Source organism: Mycobacterium sp. 48b, assembly GCF_048282725.1.
Taxonomy (GTDB): domain Bacteria; phylum Actinomycetota; class Actinomycetes; order Mycobacteriales; family Mycobacteriaceae; genus Mycobacterium.
In genome coordinates, this window is the sequence record NZ_JBLVUL010000001.1 from 4,193,263 (window position 1) to 4,207,018 (window position 13,756).

At 65.0% G+C, this 13,756-nt stretch carries 14 protein-coding genes; 8 read left to right on the forward strand and 6 right to left on the reverse strand.

Going from position 1 to position 13,756, the window contains the following annotated elements; translation table 11 throughout:
• Positions 1–16: 16 nt before the first annotated feature.
• The 3 genes from ACNQR1_RS20740 to ACNQR1_RS20750 all read left to right on the forward strand — a co-directional run bounded on the left by ACNQR1_RS20740 (position 17) and on the right by ACNQR1_RS20750 (position 2,946).
• Positions 17–706 (forward strand): cupin domain-containing protein, encoded by a 690-nt coding sequence (locus tag ACNQR1_RS20740; RefSeq protein ID WP_418047710.1) that lies wholly within the window; start codon positions 17–19, stop codon positions 704–706.
• Positions 707–800: 94 nt separating this feature from the next.
• On the forward strand, positions 801–2,252 hold the full coding sequence (locus tag ACNQR1_RS20745; protein WP_418047711.1) for an amidase: 1,452 nt from the start codon (positions 801–803) through the stop codon (positions 2,250–2,252).
• Positions 2,253–2,358: 106 nt separating this feature from the next.
• Entirely contained in the window at positions 2,359–2,946 is a 588-nt protein-coding gene (locus ACNQR1_RS20750; RefSeq protein WP_418047712.1) for a DUF664 domain-containing protein, read from the forward strand.
• Positions 2,947–2,964: 18 nt separating this feature from the next.
• Here ACNQR1_RS20750 and ACNQR1_RS20755 read toward each other — a convergent pair whose 3' ends face one another.
• Positions 2,965–3,420: a DUF1942 domain-containing protein gene (locus tag ACNQR1_RS20755; protein ID WP_418047713.1), complete on the reverse strand. Its 456-nt coding sequence runs from the start codon at positions 3,418–3,420 to the stop codon at positions 2,965–2,967.
• Positions 3,421–3,600: 180 nt separating this feature from the next.
• Between ACNQR1_RS20755 and arr the strand changes: the two genes are divergently transcribed.
• The 3 genes from arr (at position 3,601) to ACNQR1_RS20770 (ending at position 6,156) form a co-directional block, all read left to right on the forward strand.
• Positions 3,601–4,014: an NAD(+)--rifampin ADP-ribosyltransferase gene (gene arr / locus ACNQR1_RS20760; RefSeq protein ID WP_418047714.1), complete on the forward strand. Its 414-nt coding sequence runs from the start codon at positions 3,601–3,603 to the stop codon at positions 4,012–4,014.
• A gap of 444 nt (positions 4,015–4,458) precedes the next feature.
• Positions 4,459–5,139, forward strand: a complete 681-nt coding sequence (locus ACNQR1_RS20765) for a hypothetical protein (protein WP_418047715.1) — start codon at positions 4,459–4,461, stop codon at positions 5,137–5,139.
• 111 nt (positions 5,140–5,250) lie between these two features.
• Positions 5,251–6,156: a redoxin domain-containing protein gene (locus tag ACNQR1_RS20770; RefSeq protein WP_418047716.1), complete on the forward strand. Its 906-nt coding sequence runs from the start codon at positions 5,251–5,253 to the stop codon at positions 6,154–6,156.
• A gap of 25 nt (positions 6,157–6,181) precedes the next feature.
• Here ACNQR1_RS20770 and ACNQR1_RS20775 read toward each other — a convergent pair whose 3' ends face one another.
• On the reverse strand, positions 6,182–6,685 hold the full coding sequence (locus ACNQR1_RS20775; RefSeq protein WP_418047717.1) for a hypothetical protein: 504 nt from the start codon (positions 6,683–6,685) through the stop codon (positions 6,182–6,184).
• Positions 6,682–6,831, reverse strand: a complete 150-nt coding sequence (locus ACNQR1_RS20780; RefSeq protein ID WP_418047718.1) for a hypothetical protein — start codon at positions 6,829–6,831, stop codon at positions 6,682–6,684. The genes ACNQR1_RS20775 and ACNQR1_RS20780 overlap by 4 nt, the downstream gene beginning before the upstream one ends.
• A 182-nt stretch (positions 6,832–7,013) precedes the next feature.
• On the opposite strand from ACNQR1_RS20780, the gene ACNQR1_RS20785 reads away from it, so the two are divergent.
• Positions 7,014–7,442, forward strand: a complete 429-nt coding sequence (locus ACNQR1_RS20785; RefSeq protein ID WP_418047719.1) for a cellulose-binding domain-containing protein — start codon at positions 7,014–7,016, stop codon at positions 7,440–7,442.
• A gap of 175 nt (positions 7,443–7,617) precedes the next feature.
• Positions 7,618–8,223: an LGFP repeat-containing protein gene (locus tag ACNQR1_RS20790; RefSeq protein WP_418047720.1), complete on the forward strand. Its 606-nt coding sequence runs from the start codon at positions 7,618–7,620 to the stop codon at positions 8,221–8,223.
• A gap of 68 nt (positions 8,224–8,291) precedes the next feature.
• Here the strand turns inward: ACNQR1_RS20790 and ACNQR1_RS20795 are convergent, their stop codons facing one another.
• The 3 genes from ACNQR1_RS20795 to ACNQR1_RS20805 form a co-directional block, all read right to left on the reverse strand.
• On the reverse strand, positions 8,292–10,901 hold the full coding sequence (locus ACNQR1_RS20795) for an excinuclease ABC subunit A (protein WP_418047721.1): 2,610 nt from the start codon (positions 10,899–10,901) through the stop codon (positions 8,292–8,294).
• A 125-nt stretch (positions 10,902–11,026) separates the two neighbouring features.
• Positions 11,027–12,712: a GMC family oxidoreductase gene (locus ACNQR1_RS20800; RefSeq protein WP_418047722.1), complete on the reverse strand. Its 1,686-nt coding sequence runs from the start codon at positions 12,710–12,712 to the stop codon at positions 11,027–11,029.
• Positions 12,713–12,853: 141 nt separating this feature from the next.
• The gene (locus ACNQR1_RS20805) at positions 12,854–13,663 is read right to left on the reverse strand and encodes an LLM class F420-dependent oxidoreductase (RefSeq protein ID WP_418047723.1); all 810 of its coding nucleotides are present in this window, start codon (positions 13,661–13,663) and stop codon (positions 12,854–12,856) included.
• Positions 13,664–13,756: the final 93 nt, after the last annotated feature.

Sequence of the window (13,756 nt, forward strand, 5' to 3'; positions counted from 1 at the left end):
ACGGTAATCTCCCAGCGTGACGGTAAATCGTCGCAAAATCTTGGGCGGAGCGGGCCTGGCCGGCGCCGCAGCCGCAACCGGTGTGGGCGTTGACCGCCTGATCATCTCCGCCGGCACCGGCGACGGCCCTGACAAGGAAAACCCAATGTCTGATGACGCTGCGCGATTTGGCGACCCCCGCCTACCCGCCGAGACGATCACGTCGCAATCACACCTGTTCCATCTCGGCGCTTCGCCCAAGAGCACGCACGACGGGGGCTGGTTCCAACAAGCCAACGAGGACAACTTTCCGATCCTCAAAGGTCAGGAGGCCAGCCTCCTGATGCTCACGTTGCAGCCCGGAGGTATCCGGGAACCGCACTGGCACCCCAGCGCGTGGGAACTCAACATCGTCACCAGCGGCGTGGCGACCTGGGTCGTCATCGACGGGAACGGCAACCACGAGGCCTTCGATCAGCATGTCAACGACCTCGTTTTCGCACCCCAGGGTTCATTTCATTACTTCGAGAACCGCGGTCCCGACGACTTGACGATCATCATCATCCAGAACACGAGTGCGCCCGAGGACAAGGACAACATCGGGATAGGCGAATCCCTCAGCAGGCTTCCTCCGCGCGTGCTGTCCGCTGTATTCGGCGTTCCCGCAGAGACATTCAGTTCGTTCAAGAAGATCGACAACGCTGTCGTGATCCTCCGATCCCCGTAGTCGGCCCCTGCCACGGTTCCGCACCGTCGCAAAACTTTCCGTTGCGGTAAGCGGGATTTTATGGCTTCTGTGATGGGTCGTTAGCGTCGGATTCATGGAATGGAACTTTCGGTCGGCTCAAGCGATGACGTTCGCGTTGCACGCTGGTGAGGTGTCCTCGGTCGAATTGACCGAGGCGGCGATCGCCGGGATCGAGCGGGATGACCCGGTGATCAACGCGATCTGTGTGCCTGATTTCGATCGGGCGCGGGAGGCTGCGCGACGTGCCGACCAGGCGCGTGCGCGGGGTGAGGATCGGCCACTGCTGGGCATTCCGGTGACGGTCAAGGAGTCCTACGACATGGCCGGGCTGCCCACGACCTGGGGCATACCGGCCTACCGGGATTTCGTGCCGCACGAGGACGCGGTGCAGGTTTCTCGTCTCAAGGCCGCCGGCGCGGTGGTGCTCGGCAAGACCAACGTGCCGCTGGGGCTGCAAGATGTGCAGAGCTTCAACGAGATCTACGGCACCACCAACAATCCATGGGATTGCCGCCGCACGTCGGGTGGATCTTCCGGTGGCTCGGCCGCCGCCCTGGCCTCCGGATTCGGCGCACTGTCCATCGGCTCCGACCTCGCCGGGTCGCTGCGGACCCCAGCACATTTCTGTGGCGTCTATGCGCACAAGCCAACCCTCGGGCTGACCGCGGTGCGCGGTATGACCCCGCCGACTGTGCCGGCGTTGCCGACCGAGCCGGACCTCGCGGTCGTCGGTCCGATGGCGCGCACTGCCCGTGATCTCACCCTCCTGCTCGACGTGATGGCCGGACCGGATCCGCTGACTCTCGGGGTGGCACACACGGTGACGCTGCCGCCCCCACGCCACCAACGGCTCGATGGCTTCCGTGTCCTGGTCCTCGACCAGCATCCGTTCATCGCCACCGCGGCCGCGGTACGCGCCGGCATAAACCGGGTGGCCGATGCCCTGGTCTCCAGTGGTGCCCGGGTCGAGAGGCACAGTTCGCTGCTGCCCGATCTGGCCGAGGCCGCGTTGCTGTACACCCAGTTGCTGTTTTCCGGCTCCGCAGCGCGATTCCCGGTCGACGAGTACGAGCAGCTGCGAGCCCGCGCCGCCGGGCTGAGCGCAGACGACCGGAGTCTCGATGCGGCACGGCTGCGCGGAATGGTGTTGAGCCATCGCGATTGGATCGAGGTGAACAACCGTCGCGAGCTCCACCGGCACGCTTGGCGACGGTTCTTCGGCGATTTCGACGCCGTGGTGTGTCCGATCACGCCGACTTCCGCATTCCCGCATGACCATGACCCGGATCTGTTGGGACGGCGGATCGACATCGACGGCGCGGAATACGCGTACTTCGACCAGCTCGTCTGGGCCGGTCTGGCGACCATGCCCGGACTGCCGGCTACCGCCATTCCTGCGGGGCGGTCCACCGAGGGCATGCCGGTGGGAGTGCAGCTCATCGGCCCGATGTTCGAGGACCGCACCCCGCTTCGGCTGGCCGAACTGCTCGAACAGGAGATTGGCGGATTCCACGCACCCAAGTAGGGCGTCGTATCGGTACGACGGAAAGCTGAAGTGCAACAGCCGAATTCTTGACGAAGAGATTCTCTACGCCCGCGCAGTGGTCAATCCGGATCGATATTGTGGGGCGATGGTCGACGATCCTCCGTGGGAGCCGCCGCTGGCGGGTACAGAGGCGGAGCACCTCATCGGTGCACTCGAGCGCCTGCGGGCCACCTTCCGGTGGAAGGTGGGCGGCCTGGATTCGTCGGGATTGCAGGCTCGAGTCGGTGCGTCTTCGCTCACGCTCGGCGGGTTGACCAAGCACCTTGCGCGGGCCGAGGCCGAGCGCTTCGGTCCCATGCTCGACGGGTCGCCGATCGGCTCACCGTGGGAGGCTGCGGATTGGGATTCCGATCCGGACTGGGACTTCAATTCGGCAGCCGACGACACCCCGGAACAGCTCTATGCATTGTGGGACGGCACCGTGGCACGATCCAGGGACAAACTCCGAACTGCAATCGCCGCAGACGGTTTGGACCAACTCGTGAACCTCGCATGGCCGGATGGTCGGCGAGCCAGCCTGCGGCGCAGCGTGTGCGACATGATCGAGGAATACGGGCGTCACACCGGCCATGCAGACCTGCTCCGCGAGAGCGTGGATGGCGTGGCCGGCGAAGATCCGCCCGCAGGGTGGCAGCCGACACCGGCGGTCCATGCCGGGCCCCGGCCCGGCTAGGACCACCTTCGCTGCCGGTCAGCCCTTCCAGACCACCTTGTCGGTACCCCCGGCATCCCGGTATACAACGCTGTCAGGCGCGGTGCCGCCTTTTACATCGAAGTAGACCCGACCGGTTGTCTGCATGCCCGGTGCGATGGGTTGGTTGGGCAGGCCGTCGGTTTGGTTCCCCTTCATATTTGCGTAAGTCGAACTGTTGACAGCCCTGGCATTGAAATCGGCAATGTTCGGGGTGGGGGAGCCGCTCACAGCTCGCGCTGTGACGTCGGAGTACCACACGCCGTCATTGTGGCCGCTGGGTTGCAAGTTACTCACGGTGTAGTCGATGGCTCCGCCTCCACTGGGAACTTCTGCCGTTTCGCCAAACTGCAGTGATTCCGGGTCGGCGAACGCCGGTGGGGCAGCCAAGGCTCCAGCCGCCGCGATGCCGGCCGCCGCTGCCATTGTTTTCATGGTGATCTTCGAGAACTGCACGTCAAGCTCCTTTCGCCATGGTCCTGTTGCCCAGGAATGACGACTTCGGTTCAGTGCCTGGTTAGCCATCGTCGGGGATCTCAAACCTGCTCGGCCGGCCGAGGGCTGAGCGCGCCGACGAGCCCTTTCGCGGGTGCCCGGCGCGCTCTTCCGGGCGCGGGTGGATCGTAAAATCGGCTCGTGGACGAGGTGCTTGATGAGGGACCGTTCTTTCACGGCACGAAAGCCGAATTGCGCCCGGGTGACCGACTTACGGCTGGATTCAATTCGAACTACCGGCCCGAGGTCGTCATGAATCACATCTACTTCACTGCGTTGCGCGACGGGGCTGGACTCGCGGCAGAGGTTGCGGCGCTGGACGGGTCGACACCACACGTCTACGAGGTCGTTCCCACAGGGCCTTTCGAGAACGATCCGAACGTCACGGACAAGAAGTTTCCGGGCAACCCCACGCGGTCGTTTCGGAGCGAGGCGCCGCTTCTTGTGGTGCGTGAAATCGCCGACTGGACGCGGCTGACACCGGAAGCACTGCAGATGTGGAAGGCCCGACTGGACTCGATCCGCGCCGACGAACGCGGCGAGATCATCAACTGACGACACCAGTCCGCTGGTGTGCGGCGAAAGCGTAAGTCCGCCAGGCATTTTACGACCGCTCGTCGGGAATTCGGCGACGGGACGGCCGGGCTCTGGCAAACAGGACGACAACCGTCGTTGGTGGCCGCGCAGGCCGCTCATGGTCGATCCTGCGCTCGGGTTTTGCAATATCCGGGATGTTCCAATACAGTCCCTGGCTAACTATCGCACTGCAGTAGTACCAGGCAGAGTGACGCACACCACATCACCGCAAATGGGGGAATCGTTGCGGTCGGTGTGTTTGCGTGTGCGACGGCTGACTCTTGCGTCGTCGCGGCTGTAATACAAACGGCAAACGCTTACTGGTGCACATCTGGTCAGGTCGGCGCCAGTTGAGGGGGGCGTCCGTGTGTCCGACACACGGACCCACAAGTTCAGATCCCCCCCACAGAGAAGAGCAATCCCATGCCCCAAGCCGATCGACCGATGGCGACGTTCGGAAAACCGAAGCACGTGAAGAAGGCCATCACCACCCTTCTCGTCGCTACCGGCCTAGGCGGTGCGACCCTGCTCACTTCGCCGATGCACCAGCATCCGGCGGTCGCAGTCGAGCAACGGCCTGCGGGCGACGCGCCGACCAAAACGGCGGCAGCAGTCATCCCCACGCCGGTGGTCGTGACCAAAGACTCCAACGCGCAGGACATCGTCAAGGCCATCTTGAGCCAGGGTCGGGCCGCCAGGTTGAGCGAAGACCAGATCAAGACCATCATCGCCACGGCGAAAATCGAGTCCAGTTTCCGTCCGACTGCATCCGGGGGCGTGCAGGCCTACGGAGGCCCCGGGGGCGCGGCTGATGAGGTCATCGGTCTGTTCCAGGAGAAGGCCAGTTTCGGCACCGTGGCCGACCGCCAAGATCCCAACAAGTCGATCGCCCGGTTCATCGCGCGGTTCACCGAGGCATTCAAGAAATACGGCATCACCAACGACGCCGTTTTGGCGGCCACGCTCGCGCAGAACCCTCAACTACTCAGATTCCGCGGCGGCGGGGTCGGAACCCACTACTACAACACCATCAAGGCTGCGATGAACGCTGCAGCAGACCTGTACAGCAAGGCGGCCGGCACGCCGTTGCAACCGGTGACCTGACCGCGGATATCCCAGGGCAGCGGCCCATTCGCACACGGACGCCGCGATCGCGGTGGGGCCGAATTCTTCGAGTCGCGTGCCACGCAGAGGTCCCCGCGCTAGTCTTTGCCGATGATTGCGGGCGAGAGGGCGCCTGATTTCACTCTGCGTGATCACACCGGTAGACCTCGATCACTGTCCGCGCTCCTTTCCGGTGGGCCGGTTGTGCTGTTCTTCTACCCGCTGGCGTCCTCACCGATCTGTACAGCCCAGGCCTGCCATTTTCGGGACCTGAGCAAGGAGTTCGCCGAGGTCGGCGCCCAACGGGTGGGCATCAGCCTGGACACCGTCGACAAACAGGCCCACTTCGCCCAACAACGCTCGTTCGACTATCCATTGCTCTCGGATCCGGACGGCGTCGTAACCGAGCTGTTCGGGATGCGCCGAGGCAGGTTCGCCAAGTTGCGTGGATCCGTCGTGGCCGGTGGGGAGGCCCGGCGCGGCCGGCACGCTCGGCGCCGTGGCCTGCTGGCCCGGCTGTTGCCGGTCAGACGGGCCACCTTCGTCATCGACACCGACCGGACCATTCTCAAGGTCGTCTCCAACGAACTGCGCGCATCGGTACACGCCGACCACGCCCTGCGGTTCTTGGAGAACCGCAGGGTGCGGCCTCGTTCACCAGGTACCCGGGAGAACCACGCCGACACGTCTCGAGCGTCAGAGGGGGAGGGCCGGATCGACTCAGGTGTCGAACTGGCACTCGAGGCTCCGGTGCAAGCGCTCGATGTCACGAGGAATTCGCCGCGGTGGCCGAAAGACGATGTGCGGGGCCAGATCCTGACCTCCTGCGCGCACGGCAGCACGGTCGCAGAGATCGCCGCTCGTCTGTCCTTGCCGCTCGGTGCGACGCGGTTCCTGGTCGACGACTTGGTGACACAGGGTCACTTGCGGGTGCACGCTTCCCTCGCTGACTCGACGTCGATCGACGAACGACGTGAACTGATCGAGAGAACCTTGCGCGGCCTTCGGGCCCTCTGACGTGGGGGCTGGAGCCCTCCGGCAGTCACACCTGACCCGTGAACGCGCGGAGTGCGTGCACGGGGATATCGGCTCCGGTCATGGTGATGTCGCCCGTCGCCGCACGTCCTGACAGCCACCGCACCAAGTCCGGGGGAGCGCCGAGGAGGGTTACCTCGGGACCCGAGGTCGGCCCGACCGACCATTGGTGGCGGTTGTCGTGGGTGCCGACCGTCACCCGGACACCGTTGGGCAGCTTCTTGAGCTGATACCGCAGTACGAGGGGAATCACCTCGACCAGGGCCGCAGGCACCGGGTGGACCCCGTCGTCGAACCGGATGAGGTCGTCGTGATGCGTCCAGTACTCGAAGAGGGTCAGCGGCGCCACCAGAGGGCGGAGCAGCAACCGCGGCACAGGCCGCCGTAGCCGGTTGACCAGTGCGGCAAACCCGTGGCGGCGCTCCAACCGCAGTGCGGTGTCGACCAATGCGGGCGGGGCCGGCACCGAAACACCGTGTGCCACCAGGGAGCGAGCGATGAATGTCGTCACACCCCGTTGCGCTCCTCACCCACCAGGTGGGCCGCGAGCTCCAGTGCAGTCCAGTCACCACACCCAGTGGGAGCCGACGGGCCCACGTTGAAAAGGGATTCCGCGAGTCCCGCCCGTTCGGCTTTGACGTCCTCGGCGATCGTCACGTCCATCAGTGTTGCCGCCGCCTCGACAGGGGCCGGGGCTTTCTTGCGATTCCGCCTTCGGCAAGCCACGAGCGCGTCGTCCGTGGCAAAGATTTCGCGATGGTTTCAGTTGAGCAAAGGTCCTGCAGCGCGCCCGCGATGCGAGGCCCGATATCGATTGCTCGGCCTTAGCGTCGACTGCTGTGGCTGGACTGGGCAAATACGTGAAGCGCTGGAGCACAGCGCTTCACATCACGATGGCGGCAGTGATCGTTGCTGCCTCCGGGCTCGCGGCCATTCCGGTAGCGAATGCGGCTGCGGCCGCGGCGAGGTTGTCGGTGTCATCGACGTGGCAGACCGGTTTCATCGCCCACTTCACGATCGTCAATGCGAGCGCGGTGCCGATGACGGATTGGCGGCTCGAATTCGACTTGCCGGCGGGCGAATCCATCTCGCATACGTGGAGCAGCACGTTCGCGCAATACGGTACGCACTACGTTGTCGGTCCCGCGAACTGGAATCGGATCATCGCGCCGGGCGGTTCCGCCACCGGTGGTTTGAGAGGCGTTCTGACCGGTGTCTACTCACCACCGTCGAATTGTGTACTGAACAGGCAATATCCCTGCACCTAGAGGCGATTGAGGCGGCGAAGCTCGCACCGTTGCGAAGCCGATCGATTGCAGTGCGCAAGGGCCGACCGGGCCATGGATCGCCTGCGCCACTCACGAGGTTCCGTTATAGTCCCGGCCGGGCGAGGGTTCAGCCGTAACTTGACCCACACCACATGAAAGACGTGAGGGGAACCGCATGAGGACGATCGCACGCCACACCGCACTCGCCGGCCTGTCTGCCGTCGCTCTGATCACCGTGGGCTGCAGCAATGGCCAGAGCGTCGATAGCTCGGCGCCGCCTCAGGTCGGGTTGATCGCCACTTCCACGCCGGTAGCCCCGGCGGCGCCGGCAGAAGTGAAGCTCATCGGGGAGAGAGACGTCGAGGTGACGTTGACCGGCCCGATCGCCGCCAAGTACTCGTCGGCGACCGAGGAGCAGAAGCAGGCGCTCGGCAAGCCACTGACGGGTGACCGCAATGCAGGAGCACGGGAAAGCGGTGTGCTGTTCCAGCAGTTCCAGGGCGGGGTGATCACCGCCAAGAACAAGGAGACGGGCACGCCGGCCTATATCACCCGGGGCAAGATCCGGGAGGCCTGGAATGTGCCACGCAACCCGGACGGCGTGCCTGCGGTCACCGGCGACAACGGCTCGGTGGGTCCGCTGGGTGCACCCACCAGCGACGAGACCGCCGACGGGGATCTGCTCGTGGAGACGTTCGAGCACGGTCAGATCGCGTACAACACGAAGACCAGTGAGGTCAAGGTGACGATCAACGGCAAGGTCGTGCCGTCGGGGCTGTAGTGGGCGGTCAATAGCGGGGCGCACTCGTGGGTTGCCACGGTCATCACGTTCTCTGCCAAAGAGATTGGTCAGTGCGTGAACTCAGCGGCCAAATAGGGGGCGGTGGCGCTGTCGGTGCAATCCGCAATCTCCCTGGGGGTGCCCGTAGCGACGATGCGGCCACCCGCTGCACCGGCGCCGGGGCCCATGTCGATGACGTAGTCCGCCTGTGCAACTACTCGCATGTCCAGCTCGGCGGCAACCACGGTGTTGCCGGCATCGACAAGGCGGTGCAGGTGCGCGAGCAGCCGGTCGGTGTCGGCGGGGTGTAGTCCCGCCGTAGGCTCGTCCATCAGATAGAGCGTGTCCCCACGGTGCGCGCGTTGCAGCTCGCCGGCGAGCTTGACGCGCTGAGCCTCGCCGCCCGACAGCTCGGTGGCCGGTTGTCCGAGCTGGAGATAGCCGAGCCCGACATCGCAGAGGGCCTCCAGTGCTCGAAGGATGTCTGCCTCACCGTCGAAGAACTCTCGGGCCGCTGAGGTGCTGAGTTCCAGCACCTCAGCGATGTTGCGTCCACGCCATCGGATGGCGAGAGTCTCGGCGTTGTACCGGGTGCCGTGGCAATCCGGGCATGGGCTGTAGACGCTGGGCAGGAACAACAATTCGACCATCACCCACCCTTCGCCTTCGCAAGTCGGGCAGCGTCCGCCGGCGACGTTGAAGGAGAATCGTCCGGGTTTGTACCCGTGTTGTTGTGCCTCCGGTGTCTCGGCGAAGCGCCGGCGGATGTGATCGAACACCCCGGTGTAGGTGGCGACATTGGATCGTGGGGTGCGACCGATCGGTTTCTGGTCGATGCACACCACTCTGCGTACGCCGTGGGCGTCGCCGACAACTCCACCTGAGGCAGCAGGCGCGGCCTCGGCGAGTAAGTCGTCGTCACCCGAGTCGTCGAAGCGGACGGGGCGACCCAGGTGGTCACCGACGATCTCGGCGAGCGCATGCGCGACGAGGCTCGACTTCCCCGATCCGGACACGCCCGTCACGGCGGTGAGACAGCGCAAGGGGACCGACACGGAGATGTCGTGCAGGTTGTTACGCCGCACGCCGGCAAGTTCCAGCCAGTCGTGTCGCTCCCGCGGCGTGCGCGGATCGGTCGGTGCGTCCTTACCGAAGAGGTAACGGCGCGTGACGGATTCAGCGACATCGGCCAGACCAGCGGACGGGCCGCTGTAGAGGATCTCACCGCCATCCACGCCGGCGCCCGGCCCGATATCGACCAGCCAGTCCGCGGCGGCGATGACATCGAGCGAGTGCTCGACCACGAAGACGCTGTTGCCGCTGCGCTTGAGGCCCTGCAAGATGTCACGCAACGCGTTGCGGTCGCGTGGATGCAGGCCGGCCGACGGCTCATCCAGGACGTAGACGACCCCGAACAGTTGAGACGAGAGCTGCGTCGCGAGCCGGACGCGTTGCAACTCCCCGCCCGAGAGCGTCGGCGTGCTGCGGGCCAGGGACAGGTATCCCAGACCCAGATCGATGAGCGGTTGCAGCCGCTCCTGCAGATCGGCCACCAATCGCTGTGCTGCGGCACGCTTTTCGGACGACATGTTAGGTGTCTGCCGGACATCGGGCGCGGCGGTATGCGCTGCCCCTCCCGCGGCGACCCGGGCCTTCACGGCCGACTTGCGGGCCTTTTTGTCCAGTACCGAACCGGAAGTGGTCGGCGCCCATTGCGGGCTGAGCACCGTACGGCAGAGCACCGCGAGTTGGTCCAGTGTGAGCCGGGACAGTGCGGCGATGTCCAAGCCCTCGAACGTCACCGACAGTGCCTCGGGTTTCAGTCGCTTTCCGTGGCACGCCGGGCACAGGCCGCTTCCGACGAACTGCGATACGCGCTTCTTGACGCCCGCGCTCTTGCTGGTCGCGAACGTGTCGAGAACGTATCGGCGAGCACCGATGAACGTGCCTTGATAGCTGGGTTCCCAGTCGTCTTTGATGGCGCGGCGGGTTTCTTTCGGAGTGAGGCCGGCGTATACCGGCACCGTCGGGCGATCTTCGGTGAACAGGATCCAGTCACGATCTTTGCGCGGCAGCTTTTCCCACGGGGTGTCGACGTCGTATCCGAGCGAGACCAGGATGTCCCGTAGGTTCTGGCCGTACCAGGCTGGTGGCCACGAGGCGATGGCGCGCTCACGGATCGTCAACGTCGGGTCCGGCACCATCAGAGCTTCGGTCACCTCGTACACACGGCCCATGCCATGACAGGTGGGACAGGCACCCTGAGGCGTGTTGGGGGAGAAGTCTTCCGCGAAGAGCATCGGCTGGTTCGCCGGATAATTACCCGCCCGTGAGTAAAGCATGCGGATGAGGCTGGAGAGCGTGGTGACGCTCCCGACCGATGACCGTGTACTGGTCGCACCGCGCTGCTGTCGAAGCGCGACGGCGGGAGGCATGCCTTCGATCGAATCGACATCCGGAACGCCCACCTGGTCGATCAGACGTCGGGCATATGGCGCAACGGATTCCAGATAGCGACGCTGGGATTCGGCGAACAGGGTCCCGAAGGCCAGGGAGGACTTGCCCGATCCCGACACGCCGGTGAACGCAACGAGGGCGTCGCGCGGCACATCTACATTGACGTTCCGCAGATTGTGCTCGCGTGCGCCACGAACCCGGACCTTGTCGTGGGAGCCCATCACACACGTCCTTTCTGTTCTGACCACCTCCATGTCGAATGCCCATCTTGTTGAGCGACCAAGCAATTTCGGCGGCCAGAAGCGTCGTCATCAGGTTCCACCTGCCGGCCTCCTACGTCACCGACCTATCCCAGGATCGCCCGCGCGGCGCGTTCTGCGATGAGCATGACCGGCGCGTTGGTGTTGCCGGATGTGATGGTGGGCATCGCCGAAGCATCGGCGACCCGAAGGCCGGCGACGCGGTACACGCGGCAGTCGGTGTCGAGCACGGTGCCTTCCGACCGCGGAACACCGTGTGTGTCAAAGGCTCCCATCGCGCAGGTGCCGACCGGATGAAAGATCGTGGTACCGAGTTCACGGGCCGCGCTCTGCAGGTCTTCGTCGCTCACCAATTGCGGGCCGGGGAGCAACTCTTGCGGGCGGTAGCGGGCCAGGGCGGGGGCCGCCATGATCTGCCGCGTCATCCGGAGGCCGCGCACCGCGGCTTCGCGATCTGAGTCGGTGGACAGGTAATTGCAGAGGATCTTGGGGTTGGTCAGCGGATCTGCGTCGGCCATGCGCACGTGGCCACGTGAGCTGGGGCGCAGATTGCAGACCGAGGGCGTGATGGCCGCGAAAGGGTGCAGAGGGTCGCCGAACTTGGGCAACGACAAGGGCTGTACGTGCCACTCCAAGTCGGGACTGGTCAGCGCGGGGTCGCTTTTGGCGAACGCACCCAGAGTGGAGGGCGGCATGGTCAGGGGGCCTGATCGCAACAGCAGATACTGAAGTCCCATGCCCCCACGGGTGATCCAATTCCGGTACAGCGTGTTCACGGTTCGGGCGCCTCGGACCCGGTAGATCGTTCGAAGCTGCAGGTGGTCCTGGAGGTTTTCACCCACTCCGGGTAGATCGACAGCCACTGGTACGTGATGCTGGGCGAGCAGCTGGGCTGGGCCCAGACCCGAGACCTGCATGAGATGCGGGGAGCCGATCGATCCAGCGCTCAGGATCACCTCGCGGCGGGCATGGACGTCGATGATCTGGCCGTCTTTCAGCAGCTGTACACCGGTAGCGCGGTGCTGGGCGGTGGTCCAAGCACCGCGCCGCTGGTCGTCGTGGACCTGGTCATCCATCAGCAGTCGCAAGGCCGGTGTCTGGGTGTAGACGGTGAGATTGGGTCGGTGGGAGACCGGATGCAGGAAAGCATCGGCCATCGACCAGCGCCGGCCGCGCCGTTGGTTGACGTGAAAGTACGCGCTTCCGGCGTTGTCACCCCGGTTGAACTCGTCGATCGGAGCAATGCCCACTTGGGAAGCGGCTTCCTGCCAGGCGTCCAAGATCTTCCAGCGCACCCGCGGCCGTTCGACGCGGATCTCGCCACCGGCACCGTGCCAGTCGTCGGCTCCGCCGAAGTAATCTTCCAACTCCTTGTAGATCGTCAGTGTCTCGCCGGGACTGTCTGGGCTACCCCAAAGCCAGCGTTCGTCTCCGGTGGCCTGCGCCCACAGGTCGTAATCGGAGGCCTGGCCGCGCATGTGGATCATGGCGTTGATCGACGAGCAGCCGCCGATCACGCGGCCCCGCGCGTAGATGATGCTGCGCCCGGCCAGACCGGGGTCGGCCTCTGTCGTGAAGCACCAGTCGGTGCGGGGATTGGCGATCGTGTACAGATAGCCCACCGGCACCTTGATCCAGAACCAATCGTCTTTTCCGCCGGCCTCGATCAGGAGCACGCGGTGGTCCGGGTTGGCGCTGAGCCGATTGGCCAGCAGGCAGCCCGCACTGCCGGCTCCCACGATGATGAAGTCGAACTCGGCGGCGGGGCTCATTCCGGAATCGTTCCTCCACGGGTCGGGTGCGTCACCCAGTGTGCGTGATGACGTATTCGATCACTGCGTAATCGATCCCGTGTCAGCACCAGGAGATGCGACGGGGGAGCAGGCCGGATTCCGGTGGATAGCGCTAGTCGGTCATCCGTTGTCACGCCAGGTGAGCACCTGCTTAAGGGAGGTGACGTCGTATCCGTTGTCGGCGGTGAGTTCGGTCTGGAACAACGTGACCCCGGCTTCGCGGAAGGCATCGGCGCTGTCGGCGTCCTGCCACAACGTCGAGCGTTCGATATCGGTGCCGTTGCGGCCGAACGTCGCTGCCAGCTCGTCGACGCGGTCGCTGGACCTGCGGAACGCGTCGAGCTCTTGGAACGCGTGCCAGATGTCGGCGTGCCGGGCAACGGCGGGCAGCGAGCGCTTGGGCCCGGTGCCGCCGATGAGGATCGGCAGCTTGCGCACGGGCGGCGGGATCAGTGTGGCCAGCCGGTTCTCGATGCGGATCAGACTTTCGTCGAACAGATCGAAGCGGGAGCTGAAGGTGCCGAAGTCGTAACCGTAGGTGGTGTAATCCTTTTCGTACCATCCGGCGCCGAGGCCGAGGATGAGCCGGCCGCCGCTGATGTGGTCGACGGTGCGCGCCATGTCGGCGAGCAGGTCGGGGTTGCGGTAGCCCACGCCGGTGACGAGGAGCCCGATCTCGGCATGCGAGGTGATCTCACCCCACGACGCGAGCGCGGTCCAGCCCTCGAAGTTGGCAACGTCGGGCTGCTCGTCGAGCAGGATGGGCTTGCCGTCGACGATGGCCTCCACCGCCGGGCGGTGGAAGTGGTCATAACCGAAGATCACGTCGGCACCGAGGTCATCGGCGGCCAGGACGGCGTCGCGCCACGTGCGGTAGTCGGGCGCACCGCCGGGCTGGATCTGCACGGCGACGCGAACGGGACGGGTCATGTGGATGCTCCTGAGTCGGGGAAGGGCGACTCCTGAGCCAAGTTGACGAGGTACTCACTTTATTCCGGAGGAGAGGGCGTATTGCCGGAACCG

Bases quoted from the DNA above. Each gene is read 5' to 3' on its own strand.
- ACNQR1_RS20745 (WP_418047711.1), top strand. From the start codon at position 801: ATGGAATGGAACTTTCGGTCGGCTCAAGCGATGACGTTCGCGTTGCAC.
- ACNQR1_RS20750 (WP_418047712.1), top strand. From the start codon at position 2,359: ATGGTCGACGATCCTCCGTGGGAGCCGCCGCTGGCGGGTACAGAGGCG.
- ACNQR1_RS20765 (WP_418047715.1), top strand. From the start codon at position 4,459: ATGCCCCAAGCCGATCGACCGATGGCGACGTTCGGAAAACCGAAGCAC.
- ACNQR1_RS20770 (WP_418047716.1), top strand. From the start codon at position 5,251: ATGATTGCGGGCGAGAGGGCGCCTGATTTCACTCTGCGTGATCACACC.
- ACNQR1_RS20790 (WP_418047720.1), top strand. From the start codon at position 7,618: ATGAGGACGATCGCACGCCACACCGCACTCGCCGGCCTGTCTGCCGTC.
- ACNQR1_RS20795 (WP_418047721.1), bottom strand. From the start codon at position 10,901: ATGGGCTCCCACGACAAGGTCCGGGTTCGTGGCGCACGCGAGCACAAT.
- ACNQR1_RS20800 (WP_418047722.1), bottom strand. From the start codon at position 12,712: ATGAGCCCCGCCGCCGAGTTCGACTTCATCATCGTGGGAGCCGGCAGT.
- ACNQR1_RS20805 (WP_418047723.1), bottom strand. From the start codon at position 13,663: ATGACCCGTCCCGTTCGCGTCGCCGTGCAGATCCAGCCCGGCGGTGCG.